Annotated in this window: 13 protein-coding genes; 9 read left to right on the top strand and 4 right to left on the bottom strand. The window is 66.5% G+C overall.

Annotation, left to right across the window (positions count from 1 at the left end):
- Window positions 1-246 precede the first annotated feature (246 nt).
- From luxS to HPA02_RS01415, 3 genes are all read left to right on the top strand, one after another.
- On the top strand, window positions 247-774 hold the full coding sequence (gene luxS, locus HPA02_RS01405) for an S-ribosylhomocysteine lyase (RefSeq protein WP_146801136.1): 528 nt from the start codon (window positions 247-249) through the stop codon (window positions 772-774).
- A 215-nt stretch (window positions 775-989) separates the two neighbouring features.
- On the top strand, window positions 990-2,579 hold the full coding sequence (locus tag HPA02_RS01410; protein WP_146801138.1) for a peptide chain release factor 3: 1,590 nt from the start codon (window positions 990-992) through the stop codon (window positions 2,577-2,579).
- A gap of 81 nt (window positions 2,580-2,660) precedes the next feature.
- Window positions 2,661-3,452 (top strand): TatD family hydrolase, encoded by a 792-nt coding sequence (locus HPA02_RS01415; protein WP_146801140.1) that lies wholly within the window; start codon window positions 2,661-2,663, stop codon window positions 3,450-3,452.
- 18 nt (window positions 3,453-3,470) lie between these two features.
- Here HPA02_RS01415 and ygfZ read toward each other — a convergent pair whose 3' ends face one another.
- Entirely contained in the window at window positions 3,471-4,472 is a 1,002-nt protein-coding gene (gene ygfZ / locus HPA02_RS01420; RefSeq protein ID WP_307725123.1) for a CAF17-like 4Fe-4S cluster assembly/insertion protein YgfZ, read from the bottom strand.
- A gap of 217 nt (window positions 4,473-4,689) precedes the next feature.
- Between ygfZ and HPA02_RS01425 the strand changes: the two genes are divergently transcribed.
- From HPA02_RS01425 to HPA02_RS01445, 5 genes are all read left to right on the top strand, one after another.
- Window positions 4,690-4,881 carry a hypothetical protein gene (locus tag HPA02_RS01425; RefSeq protein ID WP_146801144.1) on the top strand — a complete coding sequence of 64 codons (192 nt, stop codon included), beginning with the start codon at window positions 4,690-4,692 and terminating at the stop codon, window positions 4,879-4,881.
- 66 nt (window positions 4,882-4,947) lie between these two features.
- Complete coding sequence (uvrB, locus tag HPA02_RS01430) at window positions 4,948-6,975, top strand: excinuclease ABC subunit UvrB (RefSeq protein ID WP_146801146.1); 2,028 nt, start codon at window positions 4,948-4,950, stop codon at window positions 6,973-6,975.
- Between the two features lie 176 nt (window positions 6,976-7,151).
- The gene (locus tag HPA02_RS01435; protein WP_146801148.1) at window positions 7,152-8,660 is read left to right on the top strand and encodes a fumarate hydratase; all 1,509 of its coding nucleotides are present in this window, start codon (window positions 7,152-7,154) and stop codon (window positions 8,658-8,660) included.
- 103 nt (window positions 8,661-8,763) lie between these two features.
- Window positions 8,764-10,182 carry a cardiolipin synthase gene (gene cls, locus HPA02_RS01440; protein WP_146801150.1) on the top strand — a complete coding sequence of 473 codons (1,419 nt, stop codon included), beginning with the start codon at window positions 8,764-8,766 and terminating at the stop codon, window positions 10,180-10,182.
- A gap of 166 nt (window positions 10,183-10,348) precedes the next feature.
- Entirely contained in the window at window positions 10,349-11,266 is a 918-nt protein-coding gene (locus tag HPA02_RS01445; protein ID WP_146801152.1) for a LysR substrate-binding domain-containing protein, read from the top strand.
- Between the two features lie 85 nt (window positions 11,267-11,351).
- Here the strand turns inward: HPA02_RS01445 and HPA02_RS01450 are convergent, their stop codons facing one another.
- Window positions 11,352-12,437 (bottom strand): bifunctional nicotinamide-nucleotide adenylyltransferase/Nudix hydroxylase, encoded by a 1,086-nt coding sequence (locus HPA02_RS01450; protein WP_146801154.1) that lies wholly within the window; start codon window positions 12,435-12,437, stop codon window positions 11,352-11,354.
- Between the two features lie 143 nt (window positions 12,438-12,580).
- Here HPA02_RS01450 and HPA02_RS01455 point away from each other — a divergent pair, with 143 nt between their 5' ends.
- Window positions 12,581-13,483 (top strand): YihY/virulence factor BrkB family protein, encoded by a 903-nt coding sequence (locus HPA02_RS01455; RefSeq protein ID WP_146801156.1) that lies wholly within the window; start codon window positions 12,581-12,583, stop codon window positions 13,481-13,483.
- Between the two features lie 180 nt (window positions 13,484-13,663).
- Here HPA02_RS01455 and HPA02_RS01460 read toward each other — a convergent pair whose 3' ends face one another.
- Entirely contained in the window at window positions 13,664-14,716 is a 1,053-nt protein-coding gene (locus tag HPA02_RS01460) for a Glu/Leu/Phe/Val family dehydrogenase (protein ID WP_146801158.1), read from the bottom strand.
- A gap of 112 nt (window positions 14,717-14,828) precedes the next feature.
- The coding region (locus HPA02_RS01465) for a dihydroorotase (RefSeq protein ID WP_146801160.1) at window positions 14,829-15,802 on the bottom strand (974 nt) is incomplete at its 5' end.

The raw sequence follows: 15,802 nt of genomic DNA on the forward strand, positions 1-15,802 counted from the left end.
GCGGGTGGGGGCAAGCCGAGTCCTGGCATTACTCCTGAGCGCTGGCCCTGCGCCATGGCGGCGGCCTCTTGGCGATGATCAGGATGCCGATCGCCACGATCAGTCCGGGAGAAATCAGTTCCATGGAGCAGTCAGAGATAGGCGGGGTTCCACTCCATGGGTGAGTTCCTTGTGGGTAACGATGGCGTTACCATAGCACTCCAGTTACCCCATTCGTCGATTCGACCAGGATAAGGAAAGGTTTCAATGCCCCTGCTGGACAGTTTTCGCGTCGATCATACCCGCATGCAGGCTCCGGCGGTGCGCATCGCCAAGACCATGCAGACCCCCTCCGGCGATCCCATCACCGTCTACGACCTGCGTTTCTGTGTGCCCAACGAGGAGCTGCTCTCCGAGAAGGGGATCCACACCCTGGAGCACCTCTTCGCCGGTTTTATGCGTGACCACCTCAACGGCGATAACGTGGAGATCATCGATATCTCGCCGATGGGCTGCCGCACCGGCTTCTACATGAGCCTGATCGGTACCCCCGAGGAGGCCCGGGTCGCCGAGGCCTGGAAGGCCGCCATGCAGGACGTGCTCCAGGTGCCCGGCATGGACCAGATTCCCGAGCTCAACGAGTACCAGTGCGGTACCTACACCATGCACTCCCTGGACGAGGCCAAGGCCATCGCCGAGCAGATCCTCGCCCGCGGCGTCAGCGTCAACAGCAATGACGAGCTCTACCTCAGCGAAGCATTTCTCGACCAGGCCACCGCCAAGCCCGCCGACTGAGGGGCCCTTGCCTGGCGGCCGTGTCGTAGGAATCGGTCGCCCCGGCCTCTGTTTGCGCCGCCCACCCGGGCGGCGTTTTGCTGTCGAGCCGGCGGTTGCGGTCCTGGCGACAAGCCGGGGCCGGGCAAGCTACAATGCGCGCCAACCGACACCCATCGCCCCGCTCGCTGCCCTTGGCGAGCCCCGGGGCGAATACAGATAGGCGACAGCGGATAATGCAAGACCAACAGCTGGCCCACGAAGCCGGGCTACGACGCACTTTCGCAATCATCTCGCATCCGGATGCGGGCAAGACCACCATCACCGAGAAGATGCTGCTGTTCGGAAACGCCATCCAGATGGCCGGCTCGGTGAAGAGCAAGCGCGCCGACCGCCACGCCACCTCCGACTGGATGAAGATGGAGCAGGAGCGGGGCATCTCGGTGACCACCTCGGTGATGCAGTTTCCCTATGGCGGGCGCATCGTCAACCTGCTCGATACCCCGGGCCACGAGGATTTCTCCGAGGACACCTATCGCACCCTGACCGCGGTGGATTCCGCGCTGATGGTGATCGACGGCGCCAAGGGCGTCGAGGATCGCACCATCAAGCTGATGGAGGTGTGTCGCCTGCGCACCACGCCGATCCTCACCTTTATCAACAAGATGGATCGGGATATCCGCGACCCCATCGAGGTGATGGATGAGGTCGAGACGGTGCTCAATATCCAGTGTGCGCCCATGACCTGGCCGATCGGCATGGGGCGTCACTTCAAGGGCGTCTACCACCTCTACAACGACACCATCCATCTCTATACCCAGGGTCAGGGCAATCGCATTCCCGAGGACAAGCGCATCGAGGGGCTCGATAATCCCGAAGTGGACGCCGTGCTCGGCGAGGATCAGGCCGAGGAGCTGCGCATGGAGGTGGAGCTGGTGCGCGGCGCCTCCCACGAGTTCGATCTCGATGCCTACCGTCGCGGCGAGCTGACCCCGGTCTATTTCGGCACCGCCATGGGCAACTTCGGCGTGCGCGAGATGCTCGACGGCTTCGTCGAGTATGCCCCGGCGCCCCAGCCCCGGGAGACCGATGCGCGCACGGTGGAGGCCGAGGACGGTCGCTTTACCGGCTTCGTGTTCAAGATCCAGGCCAACATGGATCCCAAGCACCGCGACCGCATCGCCTTCCTGCGGGTCTGCTCGGGCAAGTACGAGAAGAACATGAAGATGCGCCATGTGCGGATCGGCAAGGACGTGAAGATCGCCGATGCCCTGACCTTTATGGCCTCGGACCGGGCCCAGGTGGAAGAGGCCTGGCCCGGCGATATCATCGGCCTGCACAACCACGGCACCATCCAGATCGGCGATACCTTCACCCTCGGCGAGGACATGCGCTTCACCGGCATTCCCCACTTCGCCCCGGAGCTCTTCAAGCGCGTGCAGCTCAAGGACCCGCTGAAGATGAAGGCCCTGCAGAAGGGCCTGCAGCAGCTCTCCGAGGAAGGCGCCACCCAGCTGTTCATGCCGCTGGACAACAACGAGCTGATCCTCGGCGCCGTGGGTAGCCTGCAGTTCGACGTGGTGGCCCACCGCCTCAAGGAGGAGTACAAGGTCGACTGCGTCTACGAGGCGGTGAACGTCCAGACCGCCCGCTGGGTCTATAGCGACGATGCCAAGAAGCTCGAGGAGTTCAAGCGCAAGGCCAGCGCCAACCTGGCCATCGATGGTGGCGGTTACCTGACCTATATCGCCCCCACCCGGGTCAATCTGCAGATGACCCAGGAGCGCTGGCCGGAGATCCGCTTCCAGCCCACGCGGGAACACTAAGCGAACCGCTAAGCCCCGAGGGGCAAGCGCCCGGGAGCGCCAACCTTGCTCCTTGGTGCTTGCCCCTTGTAGCTTGTACTTATGCTAATCGACGCCCACTGCCATCTGGATTTCCCCGACTTCGATGCCGACCGCGAGGCGGTGCTGGCGCGGGCGCATAAGGCCGGGGTGGGGCATCTGGTGGTGCCGGGGACCACTCGGGCTCGCTGGCCGGACGTGCTGGCGCTGGGACGTCGTGACGACATCAGCGTCTGCCTGGGGCTGCACCCCTACTTTCTCGACGCGCATGGCGACGATGACCCGGAGGCCCTGGACGCGGCCCTGGTCGAGGCCTTAGCCGAGCCGAGTGACGGGCCGCGCATCGTGGCGCTGGGGGAGTGTGGCGTGGATGGTCGTTTTAGCGACACCCTGGCGGCTCAGTGGCGGCTCTTCGAGGCCCAGGTGCGCCTGGCCAAGGCGCATCGCTTGCCCCTAGTGATTCACTGTGTGCGGATCAATGACCTGATGGCCAAGCGGCTGCGCCAGCTGGCGCCTCCTCAAGGGGGGCTGATCCATGCCTTCGCCGGCTCCCCCGAGCAGGCCCGGTGCTTTATCGATCTGGGCTTCGTGGTGGGACTGGGCGGCGCCCTGACCCATGACCGCGCCAAGCGCTTGCATCGCGCCGTGGCGAGCCTGCCGGACGATGGCTATGTGCTGGAAACCGACAGCCCCGATATGCCCCTGGCGGGGCATCGCGGCGAGCGCAACGAGCCGGCCCGGGTCGCCGAGGTGTGTCGGGCGGTGGCCAGATTGCGCGGGCAGTCGCCGACGCGGGTGGCGGCGGATAGCAGCGCCACCGCGCGACGCCTCTTCGGCCTCGAGGCGCCGCGCTGATGTGGCAGCCGGCGCGGCTCAGCCCTTGTCGGCGAGTGCCTCGGGGTCGAGGCGCTCGATGGGGTAGGGCAGCTTGAGGCGCTTGAGGGGCTGCCCTGCCACCGACAGGGGGCCCAGGTCTTCCTTGGTGCTGAGCACCGCCAGCACTTCCGGCTGACCATAGGCGTCCAGCTCGGCACTGAGCACGTCCCCCAGGGACTTGCCGGCGGCGTCCTCCACCGCGCTCCCCGGGGCCGGCAGCCGGTCGCCCTCCAACTGGGCGCGCACCAGGCGCTTCTTCACCTGGCCGCGGAAGTGCGCCCGCGCTACCACCTCCTGACCGGTGTAGCAACCCTTCTTGAAGCTGATACCGCCCAGCGCCTCCCAGTTGATCATCTGCGGCAGATAGGCATCGGCCTGCTCGGCGCCTAGCCAGGCCAGCCCCGCCTGGATATCGTGCAGGCGCCAGATGGCGTTGCCCACCGGCTGGGCCTGGGCGCCCAGGGTCCGCCAGGTGTCGGCCAGGGCGGCCTCGGGGAGCGCCAGCAGCAGCCGGGGGCGCGGCCCCGGGTGGCGCAGCACCAGGGTCTCTTCATGGGCTACCTGGTGCCAGATGGCCGGCGGCACCATATCCAGGCGGGCTTCGGCCAGGGCCGGGGCTTCCTGGCCGATCAGCCCCAGCAGGGCAATGTCGTCCCGCGGCGTCAGGCTGGCCTGGTAGAAGGGGGCGAACTTGCCCAGGTGCTCCGCCAGGGGCGTGACCAGGTCCCGGGAGAGGATCAGCCAGTAGGTCTGCTCCCCGCGGCGCAGCAGTTGTGCATTGGCCAGCACCCGCCCCTTGACCGAGCAGAAGCAGGTGAGGGGGGCGAAGTCGCCATCGGCCAGGTCGACCTGAGCGCTGGTCTGTCCCTGCAGGAAGCGAGCCGCGTCGCTGCCCTGGATCTCCAGGACGCCCAGGTGAGCCAGCGGGGCGATCACGGTGGCATCCAGGGCGCGACGGGCCGGTTCCGGGGTGGGGAAATCGAGGTGTTCGTCATCCACGACCCGAACCCTGTCCAAAACACTCCAATCAATCATCGGGATCTCCTTGGCGGTGGTGCATCGACTCGATAGGGCCATGATACCGCAGGCGCCCCCCCGGGGCCGATCCTCGTGGCGACCCGATTGGCGAGAGGGTGGCGGTCGATGGGGCTCAAGGCGAGGCGATGGGCATGCTAAACTGCCAGGCTCTTTTCGTTGGCGTAACCGAGGTAGGGCCATGGCTCACTATTCCCTGGAATTCGAGGGCGTCGAAGGCGTCGAACTGATCAACCGCATCACCACCGCCCTGATGATGATGGATGGCGTCGAGAGCGTCGAAGTGGGGCGTCATGGCGCCGAGGTAGAAGGGCGCGTCAGCCGCCAGGCACTGCTCGGCGAGCTCAAGAAGCTCGGGGTCCGGGCCAAGTAGCGTTCCGATCGATCTTATACCGTTATCTTTCGGGGTGTTCCCCAGGCGTCCGATGGAGGCAAGCGCATGAGCAAGTCCTTTCGACTGGCATCCAAGTTTCGGCCCGCCGGCGACCAGCCCAGGGCCATCGAGGGCCTGGTCCAGGGCCTGGAGGCGGGGCTTGCCCATCAGACGCTGCTGGGGGTCACCGGCTCGGGCAAGACCTTCACCATGGCCAATGTGGTGGAGCGGCTGCAGCGACCGACCATCGTCATGGCCCCCAACAAGACCCTGGCGGCGCAGCTCTACGGCGAGTTCAAGGCGTTCTTTCCCGATAACGCCGTCGAATACTTCGTCTCCTACTACGACTACTACCAGCCCGAGGCCTATGTGCCCGCCTCGGACACCTTTATCGAGAAGGACGCCTCGATCAATGACCATATCGAGCAGATGCGTCTCTCCGCCACCAAGGCGCTGCTGGAGCGGCGCGATGCGCTGATCGTGGTCTCGGTGTCGGCCATCTACGGCCTGGGCGATCCCGACCAGTACCTCAAGATGCGCCTGCACTTCACTCGCGGCGAGCTGATCCATCAGCGCGATTTCCTGCGCCGCCTGGCGGAGCTGCAGTACACCCGCAACGACATGGACTTCAAACGCGGCACCTATCGGGTGCGCGGCGACGTCATCGATATCTTCCCGGCGGACGCCGAGGACGAGGCGGTGCGCGTCGAGCTCTTCGATGACGAGATCGATTCCATTCGCCTCTTCGATCCGCTGACCGGGGAGGTACGCGGCCAGGTGCCGCGGATGACCATCTACCCCAAGAGTCACTATGTGACGCCCCGGGAGACCATCCTCGAGGCCACCGAGTCGATCAAGGCGGAGCTGGTCGAGCGCCTCGACTGGCTGCGCAAGCACGACAAGCTGGTGGAGGCCCAGCGGCTGGAGCAGCGCACCCACTATGACCTGGAGATGATGCTGGAGCTGGGGTATTGCAACGGCATCGAGAACTACTCCCGCTACCTCTCCGGGCGGGCCCCGGGCGAGCCGCCGCCCACCTTCTTCGACTACTTGCCGGACGATGCCCTGCTGTTTATCGACGAGAGTCACGTCAGCGTTCCCCAGGTGGGGGGCATGTACAAGGGTGACCGCTCCCGCAAGGAGACCCTGGTGGAGTACGGCTTCCGCCTGCCCTCGGCCCTGGATAACCGGCCCATGAAGTTCGAGGAGTGGGAGGCGATCTGTCCCCAGACCATCTTCGTCTCCGCCACGCCGGGCAACTACGAGGCGGAACATGCCGGCCAGGTGGTGGAACAGGTGGTGCGTCCCACCGGCCTGGTGGACCCGCAGATCGAGGTGCGGCCGGCCTCCACCCAGGTGGATGACCTGCTCTCGGAGATCCATCTCCGCACCGCGGTGGGGGAGCGGGTGCTGGTGACCACCCTGACCAAGCGCATGGCGGAAGACCTCACCGACTACCTGGACGAGCACGGCGTGCGGGTGCGCTACCTGCACTCGGATATCGATACCGTGGAGCGGGTCGAGATCATCCGCGACCTGCGCCTCGGCGAGTTCGATGTGCTGGTGGGGATCAACCTGCTGCGCGAGGGCCTGGATATTCCCGAGGTCTCCCTGGTGGCCATCCTCGACGCGGACAAGGAGGGCTTCCTGCGCGCCGAACGATCGCTGATCCAGACCATCGGCCGGGCGGCGCGCAACGCCAACGGCAAGGCGCTGCTATACGGCGATCGCATCACCGATTCCATGCGCCGCGCCATGGAGGAGACCGAGCGGCGCCGCGCCAAGCAGCTGGCCCACAACGAGGAGCACGGCATCACGCCGCAGACGGTGACCCGTTCGGTGGCGGACATCCTCGAGGCGGCCCAGGCCCCGGGCAAGAAGGGCAGCCGCCGGCGTGGCGAGCGCAAGGTGGCCGAACCGCAGGGGGCCTATGATCCCGCCGCGCTGTCTCCCGAGGCGTTGCACAAGGAGCTGGCCCGGGTCGAGGACGCCATGTTCGAGGCGGCCCAGAACCTTGAGTTCGAGGAGGCGGCGCGCCTGCGCGACCGCTTGCACGAACTCAAGGAGCGCCAGCTGGCCTTGGGGGCCGTCTAAGGGCCCAGGGTATCACTGATTTATACCGTTATCTCCTTTTATAAGATCCCGCCCGGTGCGACCTTGGGGGTAGGGCGTACCGCAGCCAGGGGCGATCGGGTATACTCTTCGCCGCCTAATGGCCCGCGCCTCGATGGGCCATGGGCACGACCCGACTAGCCAAGGAGTTCCTCCTAATGACCGTGATCCGCCAGGATGACCTGATCCAGAGCGTGGCCGACGCCCTCCAGTACATCTCCTATTACCACCCCAAGGACTTCATCGATGCCATGCATGAAGCCTACCAGCGGGAGGAGAATCCGGCGGCCAAGGATGCTATCGCCCAGATCCTGATCAACTCGCGGATGTGCGCCCTGGGCCATCGCCCGATCTGCCAGGACACCGGCATCGTCACCGTCTTCGTTCACGTGGGCATGAACGTCCAGTGGGACGCCGAGATGAGCCTCGATGACATGGTCAACGAGGGGGTGCGTCGCGCCTACCAGCTCCCCGATAACGTGCTGCGCGCCTCGGTGCTGGCCGACCCGGACGGGGCTCGCAAGAACACCGGTGACAATACGCCGGCGATCATCCACCACAAGCTCGTCCCCGGCGATCGCGTCGAGGTGCATGTGGCCGCCAAGGGCGGCGGCAGCGAGGCCAAGTCCAAGTTCGCCATGCTCAACCCCTCCGATAACGTCGTCGACTGGGTGCTGGAGCAGCTGCCCAAGATGGGCGCCGGCTGGTGCCCGCCCGGCATGCTGGGCATCGGCATCGGCGGTACCGCCGAGAAGGCCATGGAGATCGCCAAGGAGGCGCTGCTCGATCCCATCGATATCCAGGAGCTGCAGGCCCGCGGCGCCTCCACTCGCGCCGAGGAGCTGCGTCTCGAGCTGTTCGACAAGGTCAACCAGAGCGGCATCGGCGCCCAGGGCCTGGGCGGGCTGACCACGGTGCTGGATATCAAGGTCAAGGACTACCCGACCCACGCCGCCAACAAGCCGGTGGCGATCATCCCCAACTGCGCCGCCACCCGTCACGCCCATTTCACCCTCGACGGCTCCGGCCCCGCGGCCCTGCCGGCCCCCAAGCTGGAGGACTGGCCGGAGATCACCCGCGAGGCCGGCGACAACGTCAAGCGCGTCAACCTGGACGCGATAACCCCGGAAGAGGTGCAGAGCTGGCAGCCTGGCGACACCCTGTTGCTCAACGGCAAGCTGCTCACCGGTCGCGATGCCGCCCACAAGCGCATGGTCGACATGATCGGCAAGGGCGAGTCCCTGCCGGTGGACCTGAAAGGGCGCTTTATCTACTACGTGGGCCCGGTGGATCCGGTGGGCGACGAGGTGGTTGGCCCGGCCGGTCCCACCACGGCGACGCGCATGGACAAGTTCACCCGCACCATGCTCGAGGAGACCGGCCTGCTGGGCATGGTCGGCAAGGCCGAGCGCGGCCCGGCGGCCATCGAGGCGATCCGCGATAACCGGGCAGTCTATCTGATGGCCGTGGGCGGCGCCGCCTACCTGGTGGCCCAGGCCATCAAGCAGTCCCGCGTGGTGGGCTTCGAGGACCTGGGCATGGAGGCCATCTACGAGTTCGAGGTGGAGGACATGCCGGTGACCGTGGCGGTGGACAGCCAGGGGACCTCGGTGCACCAGACCGGCCCCGCCAAGTGGAAGGAGATCATCGCCGAGAAGGTCTCCTGAGGCGAACCCCGCCGTACATTCTGATAGTCTTGGGTGGCCCCGTGGGCCCGGCGAGCCTCGCCGGGCCCACGGGGCCACCGCCGTCTTGCAGAAGGAGCCTGCCATGACCGCCTGGTTGCTGGGCCTGGGAATCTTCCTGGTACACCTGCTGGGTTTGCTGTCGGCACTGCTCGCGCTGATGTCCAGTCGCACCTCCCAGGGCGCCGTGGCCTGGATCATCAGCCTGATCACCTTTCCCTACGTGGCGCTGCCCGCCTACTGGGTCTTCGGTCGCCCGCGATTCTACGGCTATGTCTCCGCCCGGGGCGAACGCGATACCGTGCTGCGCCGGGTGCTGGTCGACTATCGTCGGCGCCTTGAGCCCTACCGGGCCGACCCGGGGCATGGCGATATCCGCGCCGTGGAGCAGTTGGCCATGATGCCCCTGACCAGCGGCAATCGCACCCGGCTGCTGATCGATGGCGAGGCCACCTTCGAAAGCCTCTTCGCCGGCATCGAGGCCGCCGAGGAGTACCTGCTGGTGCAGTTCTTTATCGTCCGTGACGACCCCCTGGGCTATGATTTCAAGCGCCGCCTCGAGCGGGCCGCCGAGCGTGGTGTACGGGTCTATTTCCTCTATGACGAGATCGGCAGTCACAAGCTCGGGGACGGCTACCTCAAGGACCTGGCGGAGGCGGGGGTGCATGTCACCGCCTTCAACTCCTCGCGGGGGGTGCGTCACCGCTTCCAGCTCAATTTCCGCAATCACCGCAAGGTGATGGTGGTCGACGGTCAACGGGGCTGGTTGGGGGGGCACAATGTCGGCGTGGAGTACCTGGGCAAGAGTGCGCGTCATGGGCCCTGGCGGGATACGCATCTGCAGTTGGAGGGGCCCAGCGTCCTGGGCCTCCAGGAGGCCTTCTGGGAGGACTGGCACTGGGCCACCGGCGAGGTCTTGAGCCTAGAGTGGCGGCCGCGCAGCACCTGCGAGGAGTGCCAGAACGTGGTGATCGTGCCCTCCGGCCCCGCCGACCGCCAGGATACCGCCAGCCTGCTGGTGCAGCAGGCCATTCACAGTGCCGAGGAGCGGCTCTGGGTGACCAGCCCCTATTTCGTGCCGGATCAGGGGGTGCAGGACGCCCTGCGCCTGGCCGCCATGCGTGGGGTGGACGTACGCATCATGATCCCCGAGCGTCCCGATCACCTGCTGGTCTTCCTGTCGGCCTTCTCCTTCCTGCCGGACATGCTCAAGGCGGGGGTCAAGGTCTACCGCTACCAGCCGGGCTTCCTGCACCAGAAGGTGATGCTGATCGATGACCATAGTGCCAGCGTCGGCACCATCAACCTGGACAACCGCTCCTTCCGGCTCAATTTCGAGATCACCGCCTTCGTCCCCGATCGCCGTTTCGCCGCCGAGGTGCGATTGATGCTGGAGCAGGACTTCGCCGCCTGTCGGCGTATCGACTATGCGGAGATCGAGGGGCGGGCCCTGTGGCGCAAGTTGCTCTCCCGTGCCGCCTATCTAATGTCGCCGATCCAGTGACAAGCGCACTCCGCGGCGGCCGGTTTACGAAAAGCCGACCCGGCCCCTTGGCCTGGTATCGACTTACCGCTAAATTACCCGCTTCGGTGCGGCCCTGGGAGGCTGCCGGGCGTCATCCGCCGGCTTCCCGGGCCGCCGTTTGTCCTGTCGTCCATCGGGAGTCGTGGTGAACCTCGAAACCAAATGGCTGGAAGACTTCGTCGCCCTGGCCAATACCCGCAGTTTTTCGGGCTCGGCGCGGCAGCGCCATGTGACCCAGCCCGCCTTCAGCCGGCGGATTCGTTCCCTGGAGCAGGCGGTGGGGGTGACCCTGGTCGACCGCTCTACCACCCCGGTGGGCCTGACCCCCGAAGGCCAGCTCTTCCTGGTCACGGCGCGCCACCTGGTGGAGCAGCTCAATGAGTGCCTGGGCCACCTGCGTGGCGTCTCCATGGCCAATGAGGCCCTGGACATCGTCGCCGCCCACTCCCTGGCGTTGACCTTCTATCCGCAGTGGATCTCGCGGCTGCAGCAGGGCACCGGCGAGCTGCCCACCCGGCTGGTGGCCATGAACATGGGCGAGGCGATCCATGTGCTGCGGGAGGGTAACTGCGACCTGATGCTGGGCTACTACGACCCCTATGCCACCATGCAGCTCGACGCCAAGGTCTTCCCTTCCTTCTCCATCGGCCAGGTCAAGATGATTCCGGTCTGTCTGCCCGATGGCGACGGCGAGCCGCGCTTCCCGCTGGAGGGGGAGGCATCGATTCCCTATCTCTCCTACACCCAGGGCGCCTTCCTGGGGCGCAGCGTGCGGATGCTGCTCAAGAACGATCCGCTGCGCCTGCGACTGCGCACCGTCTACGAGACGGCCATGGCGGAAGGCCTCAAGGGCATGGTGATGCAGGGCGTGGGCATGGCCTGGATTCCCGATTTCTGCATCCGTGAGGAGCTGGCCAGTGGCCGGCTGGTGCGCGCCGGAGACACCGCCTGGGACGTGCCCCTCGAGATTCGCCTGTATCGCTGCTCCCTGGTACACAAGCCGGGCGTCGAGAAGCTATGGCGGCAGATGATGAAGCTGCCGCGCGACTTCCTGCAGGGGTAGGTCGGATAAGTGAGTCCGGGCGAGCGCATCCGACATCGGCGTCGGATGCGCCTGTGGCTTACCCGATCCACTCCCCCGCGGTAATTCAGGGGGTACCGAAGTCGGCGGGTAGGCCCAGGAAGTTCTGGATAATAAAGAAGTGATCCTCGAAGAGGCTCTCCGGCTCCAGGTCGGCCAGGGCCACCCAGCGGGCCTGCTCACCCCCCTTGGCGGGCTTGAGCTGGGGCAGTTGCTGCTCGGGGCGCAGGGCGAAGTAGAAGGCCTCGGCCAGGGTGCGGCCCCGCCAGCTACGGTGGGGCTCGTCGAAGAGGCGCTGGCCGCGCAGCGAACCCTTGAGTACCGGCTCCGGAACCTTGAGGCGCACCCGCTCGCGAAGCTCCCGTAGGCAGGCGTCCAGTAGCCGCTCGTGGGGATTGATAAAGCCCCCCGGCAGGGCCAGCAGCCCCTTGCCCGGCGCCGCGCCGCGGCGCACCAGCAACACATGACCCGATTGCACCACCACCGCATTGACGGTGACGAAGATGGGCGGGTAGGGCGCCTGTTCCCAGGCCTTGCGGTACTGATTGAGCAGGTGCTGCTCCTCGAGCAGGCGCTGGAAGGCCTCCGAGCGTTCCACGAACCCCACCAGGGTGTGATGAATGCTGGGGGGCAGGTCGTGGTGGGCGCCGGTGGAGAGGTAGTCCGCGGCCGAGGAGGGCGAGCGGAACAGGCGCTCGCGGATCTGGGTGGCGGCGATTCCCTCCACCAGGGGCACGCTCACCGATTCCCATTGGGGAAACAGCGTCAGGTAGTAGCTCGACTGACCGCGACTGGCGCCGATCAACCCGATGCGTGGCAGCCTGCCGTGGCTCGGGCTGGCGATATCCCGCACCTTGCGTTGCACGTCACGCACCCAGACATCGTCGTTGTAGAGGGCATCGAGCAGAGGCGCGACCTCCAGGCGGGCATTCTCCTCCGGGTCGAAGCAGCTACGCAGCAGATCGTGACGCTCCTCGAAGCGCCAGGGATTGCGCAGCGAGCGTGCCTGCCAGGCCGAGCCCACCAGCACGATGACCTGACGAGCCCGTTTGAGGGCCTCGTGGATCACCGCCAGATGACCGAGGTGGGGAGGCTGGAAACGGCCGATAAAGACCAGGCAATCAAAATCGTACCCGGAGGGGGTAGGGGACATGGAGAACTCCGCCAGGATCGGTGGCGCCTATTATGGAGAGCCCCCCGGCGGCCGGCAACCGGTGCCCCGTGAGCACGGCGTTCGGCATCCGAGGTGGCCTTACGGTATGCTGGCCACCTTGGCCAAGATGAAAGGAGCGCGGTGTGATCAAGGAAACGGTGATCTTCTGGTGGCGGATCGTGCATGACGCCATTCGCCTGTGGCTGGAGCGTAATGCCTTCAGTTATGCCGGCTCCCTGGCCTTCTATACGCTCTTCTCCCTGGCGCCCACGGTGATCATCGCGGTCACCGTCATCGGCGTGGTGCTGGGCGAGGAGGCCGCCCAGGGGCAGATCGTCGCCCAGCTCCAGGGCACCATGGGGCATGATGCCGCCGCCGCCATCGAACAGGCGGTGGCTCAGTCGCGGATCGAGGAGTCGGGGCTCCTGCCCACCCTGCTGGGTGTTGGCGCCCTGCTAGTGGGTGCCACCACCGTCTTCGCCCAGATGCAGTTCTCCCTCAATACCCTCTGGGGGGTGACCGCCAGGCCCAGCAGCAACAGTCTCTTTGTCTTTCTCAAGAATCGGGTGTTGTCGCTGACCATCGTGCTGGCTATCGGCTTTATCCTGCTGGTCTCGCTGGCCTTCGGCGTCATGGTGAAGAGCCTGCTCGGGCATGCCGAGAACCTGGTCCCGGCGGTGGGAATGCTGGCCGGCAGCGCCGAGTTCCTGATCTCCCTGGCGATGATCGCGGCGCTCTTCGCCACCATCTTCAAGGTCCTGCCGGACGTGGTGCTGAGCTGGCGGGATGTGTTGGTCGGCGCCCTGGTTACGGCACTGCTCTTCGCCCTGGGGCGCTATGGCATCGCCAGCTACCTGGCCTATACCGCCACCGCCTCGACCTACGGTGCCGCCGGCTCCGTGGTGGTCATCCTGCTGTGGGTGTATTACTCATCGCTGATTCTTTTGTATGGCGCGGCCTTTACCAAGTGCCACCTGCTGGCCCGCCACAAGACCATCACCCCACGCAATACCGCCGTGGTGGTCAAGCATGAATTGATGGAATGATCGCGCCGGTGTCGATAATCGCCGTGGCAGGTAACTACGCATTGCTGGAATGATCGCGTCAGTGACCCATAACCGCCGTGGTAGGTAATCACGACTTGCCGGAGTCAGGGCCTCCCCGTAAACCACCGAGGCCGCGCCCAATGGGCGCGGCCTCGGCGTTGAGGGTGCCGGCCGGAAGCCTTAGGCGGCTCGGGGGCGGTCGGGGCGAAAGCGTTCCTCGGCCAGGCGGTCGGCGACCTGCTCGGGGCGCTCGCCTTCCCGACTGGCGCGTTCGAAGATCGTCGCCAGGGTCGTGCCGATGCGCTCCACCTGAGCGATAACCGCCTGGCGGTCGTAGTCGCTACGGCGCTGCCAGGCTACCTCGATCACGCCGCCGGCATTGGTCACGTAGTCCGGTGCATAGAGAATGCCGCGCCGATGCAGGGCCTCGCCGGCGGCGGGCGTCGCCAGCTGATTGTTCGCGGCCCCGGCCACCACCTTCGCCTTGAGGCGTCGGCAGGCGGCCTCATCGATGGCGCCACCGAGCGCGCAGGGGGCGAAGACATCGACATCGGCATCCAGAATCGCCTCCGGGGGCAGCGTCGCGGCGCCGAGCTCCTCGGCCAGGTGGGCCACGGCGGTGGCGTCGATATCGCTGATCACCAGCTCGGCACCGGCCGCCTTGAGCTGGCGTGCCAGGTGGGCGCCGACGCTGCCGACGCCCTGGATCGCGACGCGCACACCGTCGAGATCGTCCCGTCCCAGACGGTGGCGCACCGCGGCCTGCAGACCGTGGAAGACGCCCCGCGCGGTAAAGGGCGAGGGGTCGCCGGACTCGTCCTCGCTGCGGCGCAGGCCGGTGACATAAGTGGTCTCCTCGGCGATCCACTGCATGTCCGCCTCGCCGGTGCCGGAATCCTCGGCGGTGATATAGCGTCCGCCCAGGCGCTCCACCAGTCGACCCATGGCACGCATCAGCGCCGGGGTCTTGTCGCGCCTGGGGTCGGCGATGATGACTGCCTTTCCTCCGCCCAGGGGCAGGCCGGCCAGGGCCGACTTGTAGCTCATGCCCCGGGAGAGCCGCAGCACATCGCTGAGGGCCTCGCCGTCGCTGGCATAGGGGAAAACGCGTAGCCCGCCCAGGGCGGGGCCCAGGTGGGTGTTGTGAATGGCGATGATCGCCTTGAGGCCGCTGGCCTCGTCACAGCCATAGACCACCTGTTCGTGGTGGTCGAAGTCGGGATGATCGAACATGGCAGGGTCCCTTCGTGGGGTGACTCATTGTTATGCGCACACCAGGGGTAGTGGCGTCGCTTGAACGGGCTTATGGCCCTGTGCCCAGATTAGCCAAAGGCGATGCCGCTGCCTAGCGGCTCGCCGGGTTTTCGACGCTTGGGGTTGGCGTCCCCTCGAGAAACGCCATGGGTTGGCCCTGAGGACGGCCGACTAGCGCCTCGTCGCGCATGACCGTCCGGCCGCGGATCACCGTGGTGATCGGCCAGCCGGTCACCGACTGGCCGTGGTAGGGCGTCCAGCCGCTGACGCTGGCGATCCACGCATCGGAGATGGTGCGCCGGGCGCTCAGATCCACCAGGGTCAGGTCGGCGTCGTAACCCAGCGCGATGCGTCCCTTGCCCTCGATGCTGAATAGCCGGGCCGGCCCGGCACTGGTCAGGTCCGCCAGCCGCGGCAGGCTGAGCCGGCCCTGGTGCACGTGCTCCAGCATGATGGGGACCAGGGTCTGTACGCCGGTCATGCCGCTGGGCGAGTCCGGGTAGGGCCTGGCCTTCTCCTCGCGGGTGTGGGGGGCGTGGTCGCTGCCGATCACATCCACCACGCCATCGCGAATCGCCCGCCACAGCGCCTGGCGATGCCCGTCGTCGCGCACCGGCGGGTTCATCTGGGCGAGGCTGCCCAGGCGTCGGTAGCACTCCGGCGCGCACAGCGTCAGGTGGTGGGGGGTCACCTCGACGCTGACCCGGCGCTTGTGGTGGGCCAGGTAGGCCATCTCGTCGGCGGTGGAGACATGCAGCACGTGCAGCCTGCGCCAGCTTTCGGCGGCCATCGCCACGATGCGCCGGGTGGCCATCAGCGCGCTTCGTGGATCGCGCCAGCGGGGATGATCGCAGACGTCGCCGCTGGCCTCCACCAGGACGCGGCGTTCGCGCAGCCGTGCCTCGTCCTCGGCGTGAACGGCCAGACGGCGCCGGCCATGACGCAGGATACGCCGCAGCACGGTGTCGTCATCGGCCAGCAAGTCGCCGAAGGAGCTGCCCATGAACACCTTGACCCCGGCGCAGCCGGGCAGCCGTTCCAGCTCGGCGAGGCGTTCGGCGTTGA

The sequence above is a fragment of the Bisbaumannia pacifica genome, assembly GCF_007989625.1.
GTDB lineage: Bacteria > Pseudomonadota > Gammaproteobacteria > Pseudomonadales > Halomonadaceae > Bisbaumannia > Bisbaumannia pacifica.

Coding starts and splice junctions, on each gene's coding strand:
- HPA02_RS01460 (WP_146801158.1), bottom strand. CDS start 14,716: ATGTTCGATCATCCCGACTTCGACCACCACGAACAGGTGGTCTATGGC.
- HPA02_RS01435 (WP_146801148.1), top strand. CDS start 7,152: ATGACCGTGATCCGCCAGGATGACCTGATCCAGAGCGTGGCCGACGCC.
- cls (WP_146801150.1), top strand. CDS start 8,764: ATGACCGCCTGGTTGCTGGGCCTGGGAATCTTCCTGGTACACCTGCTG.
- luxS (WP_146801136.1), top strand. CDS start 247: ATGCCCCTGCTGGACAGTTTTCGCGTCGATCATACCCGCATGCAGGCT.
- uvrB (WP_146801146.1), top strand. CDS start 4,948: ATGAGCAAGTCCTTTCGACTGGCATCCAAGTTTCGGCCCGCCGGCGAC.
- HPA02_RS01425 (WP_146801144.1), top strand. CDS start 4,690: ATGGCTCACTATTCCCTGGAATTCGAGGGCGTCGAAGGCGTCGAACTG.
- HPA02_RS01450 (WP_146801154.1), bottom strand. CDS start 12,437: ATGTCCCCTACCCCCTCCGGGTACGATTTTGATTGCCTGGTCTTTATC.
- HPA02_RS01410 (WP_146801138.1), top strand. CDS start 990: ATGCAAGACCAACAGCTGGCCCACGAAGCCGGGCTACGACGCACTTTC.
- HPA02_RS01415 (WP_146801140.1), top strand. CDS start 2,661: ATGCTAATCGACGCCCACTGCCATCTGGATTTCCCCGACTTCGATGCC.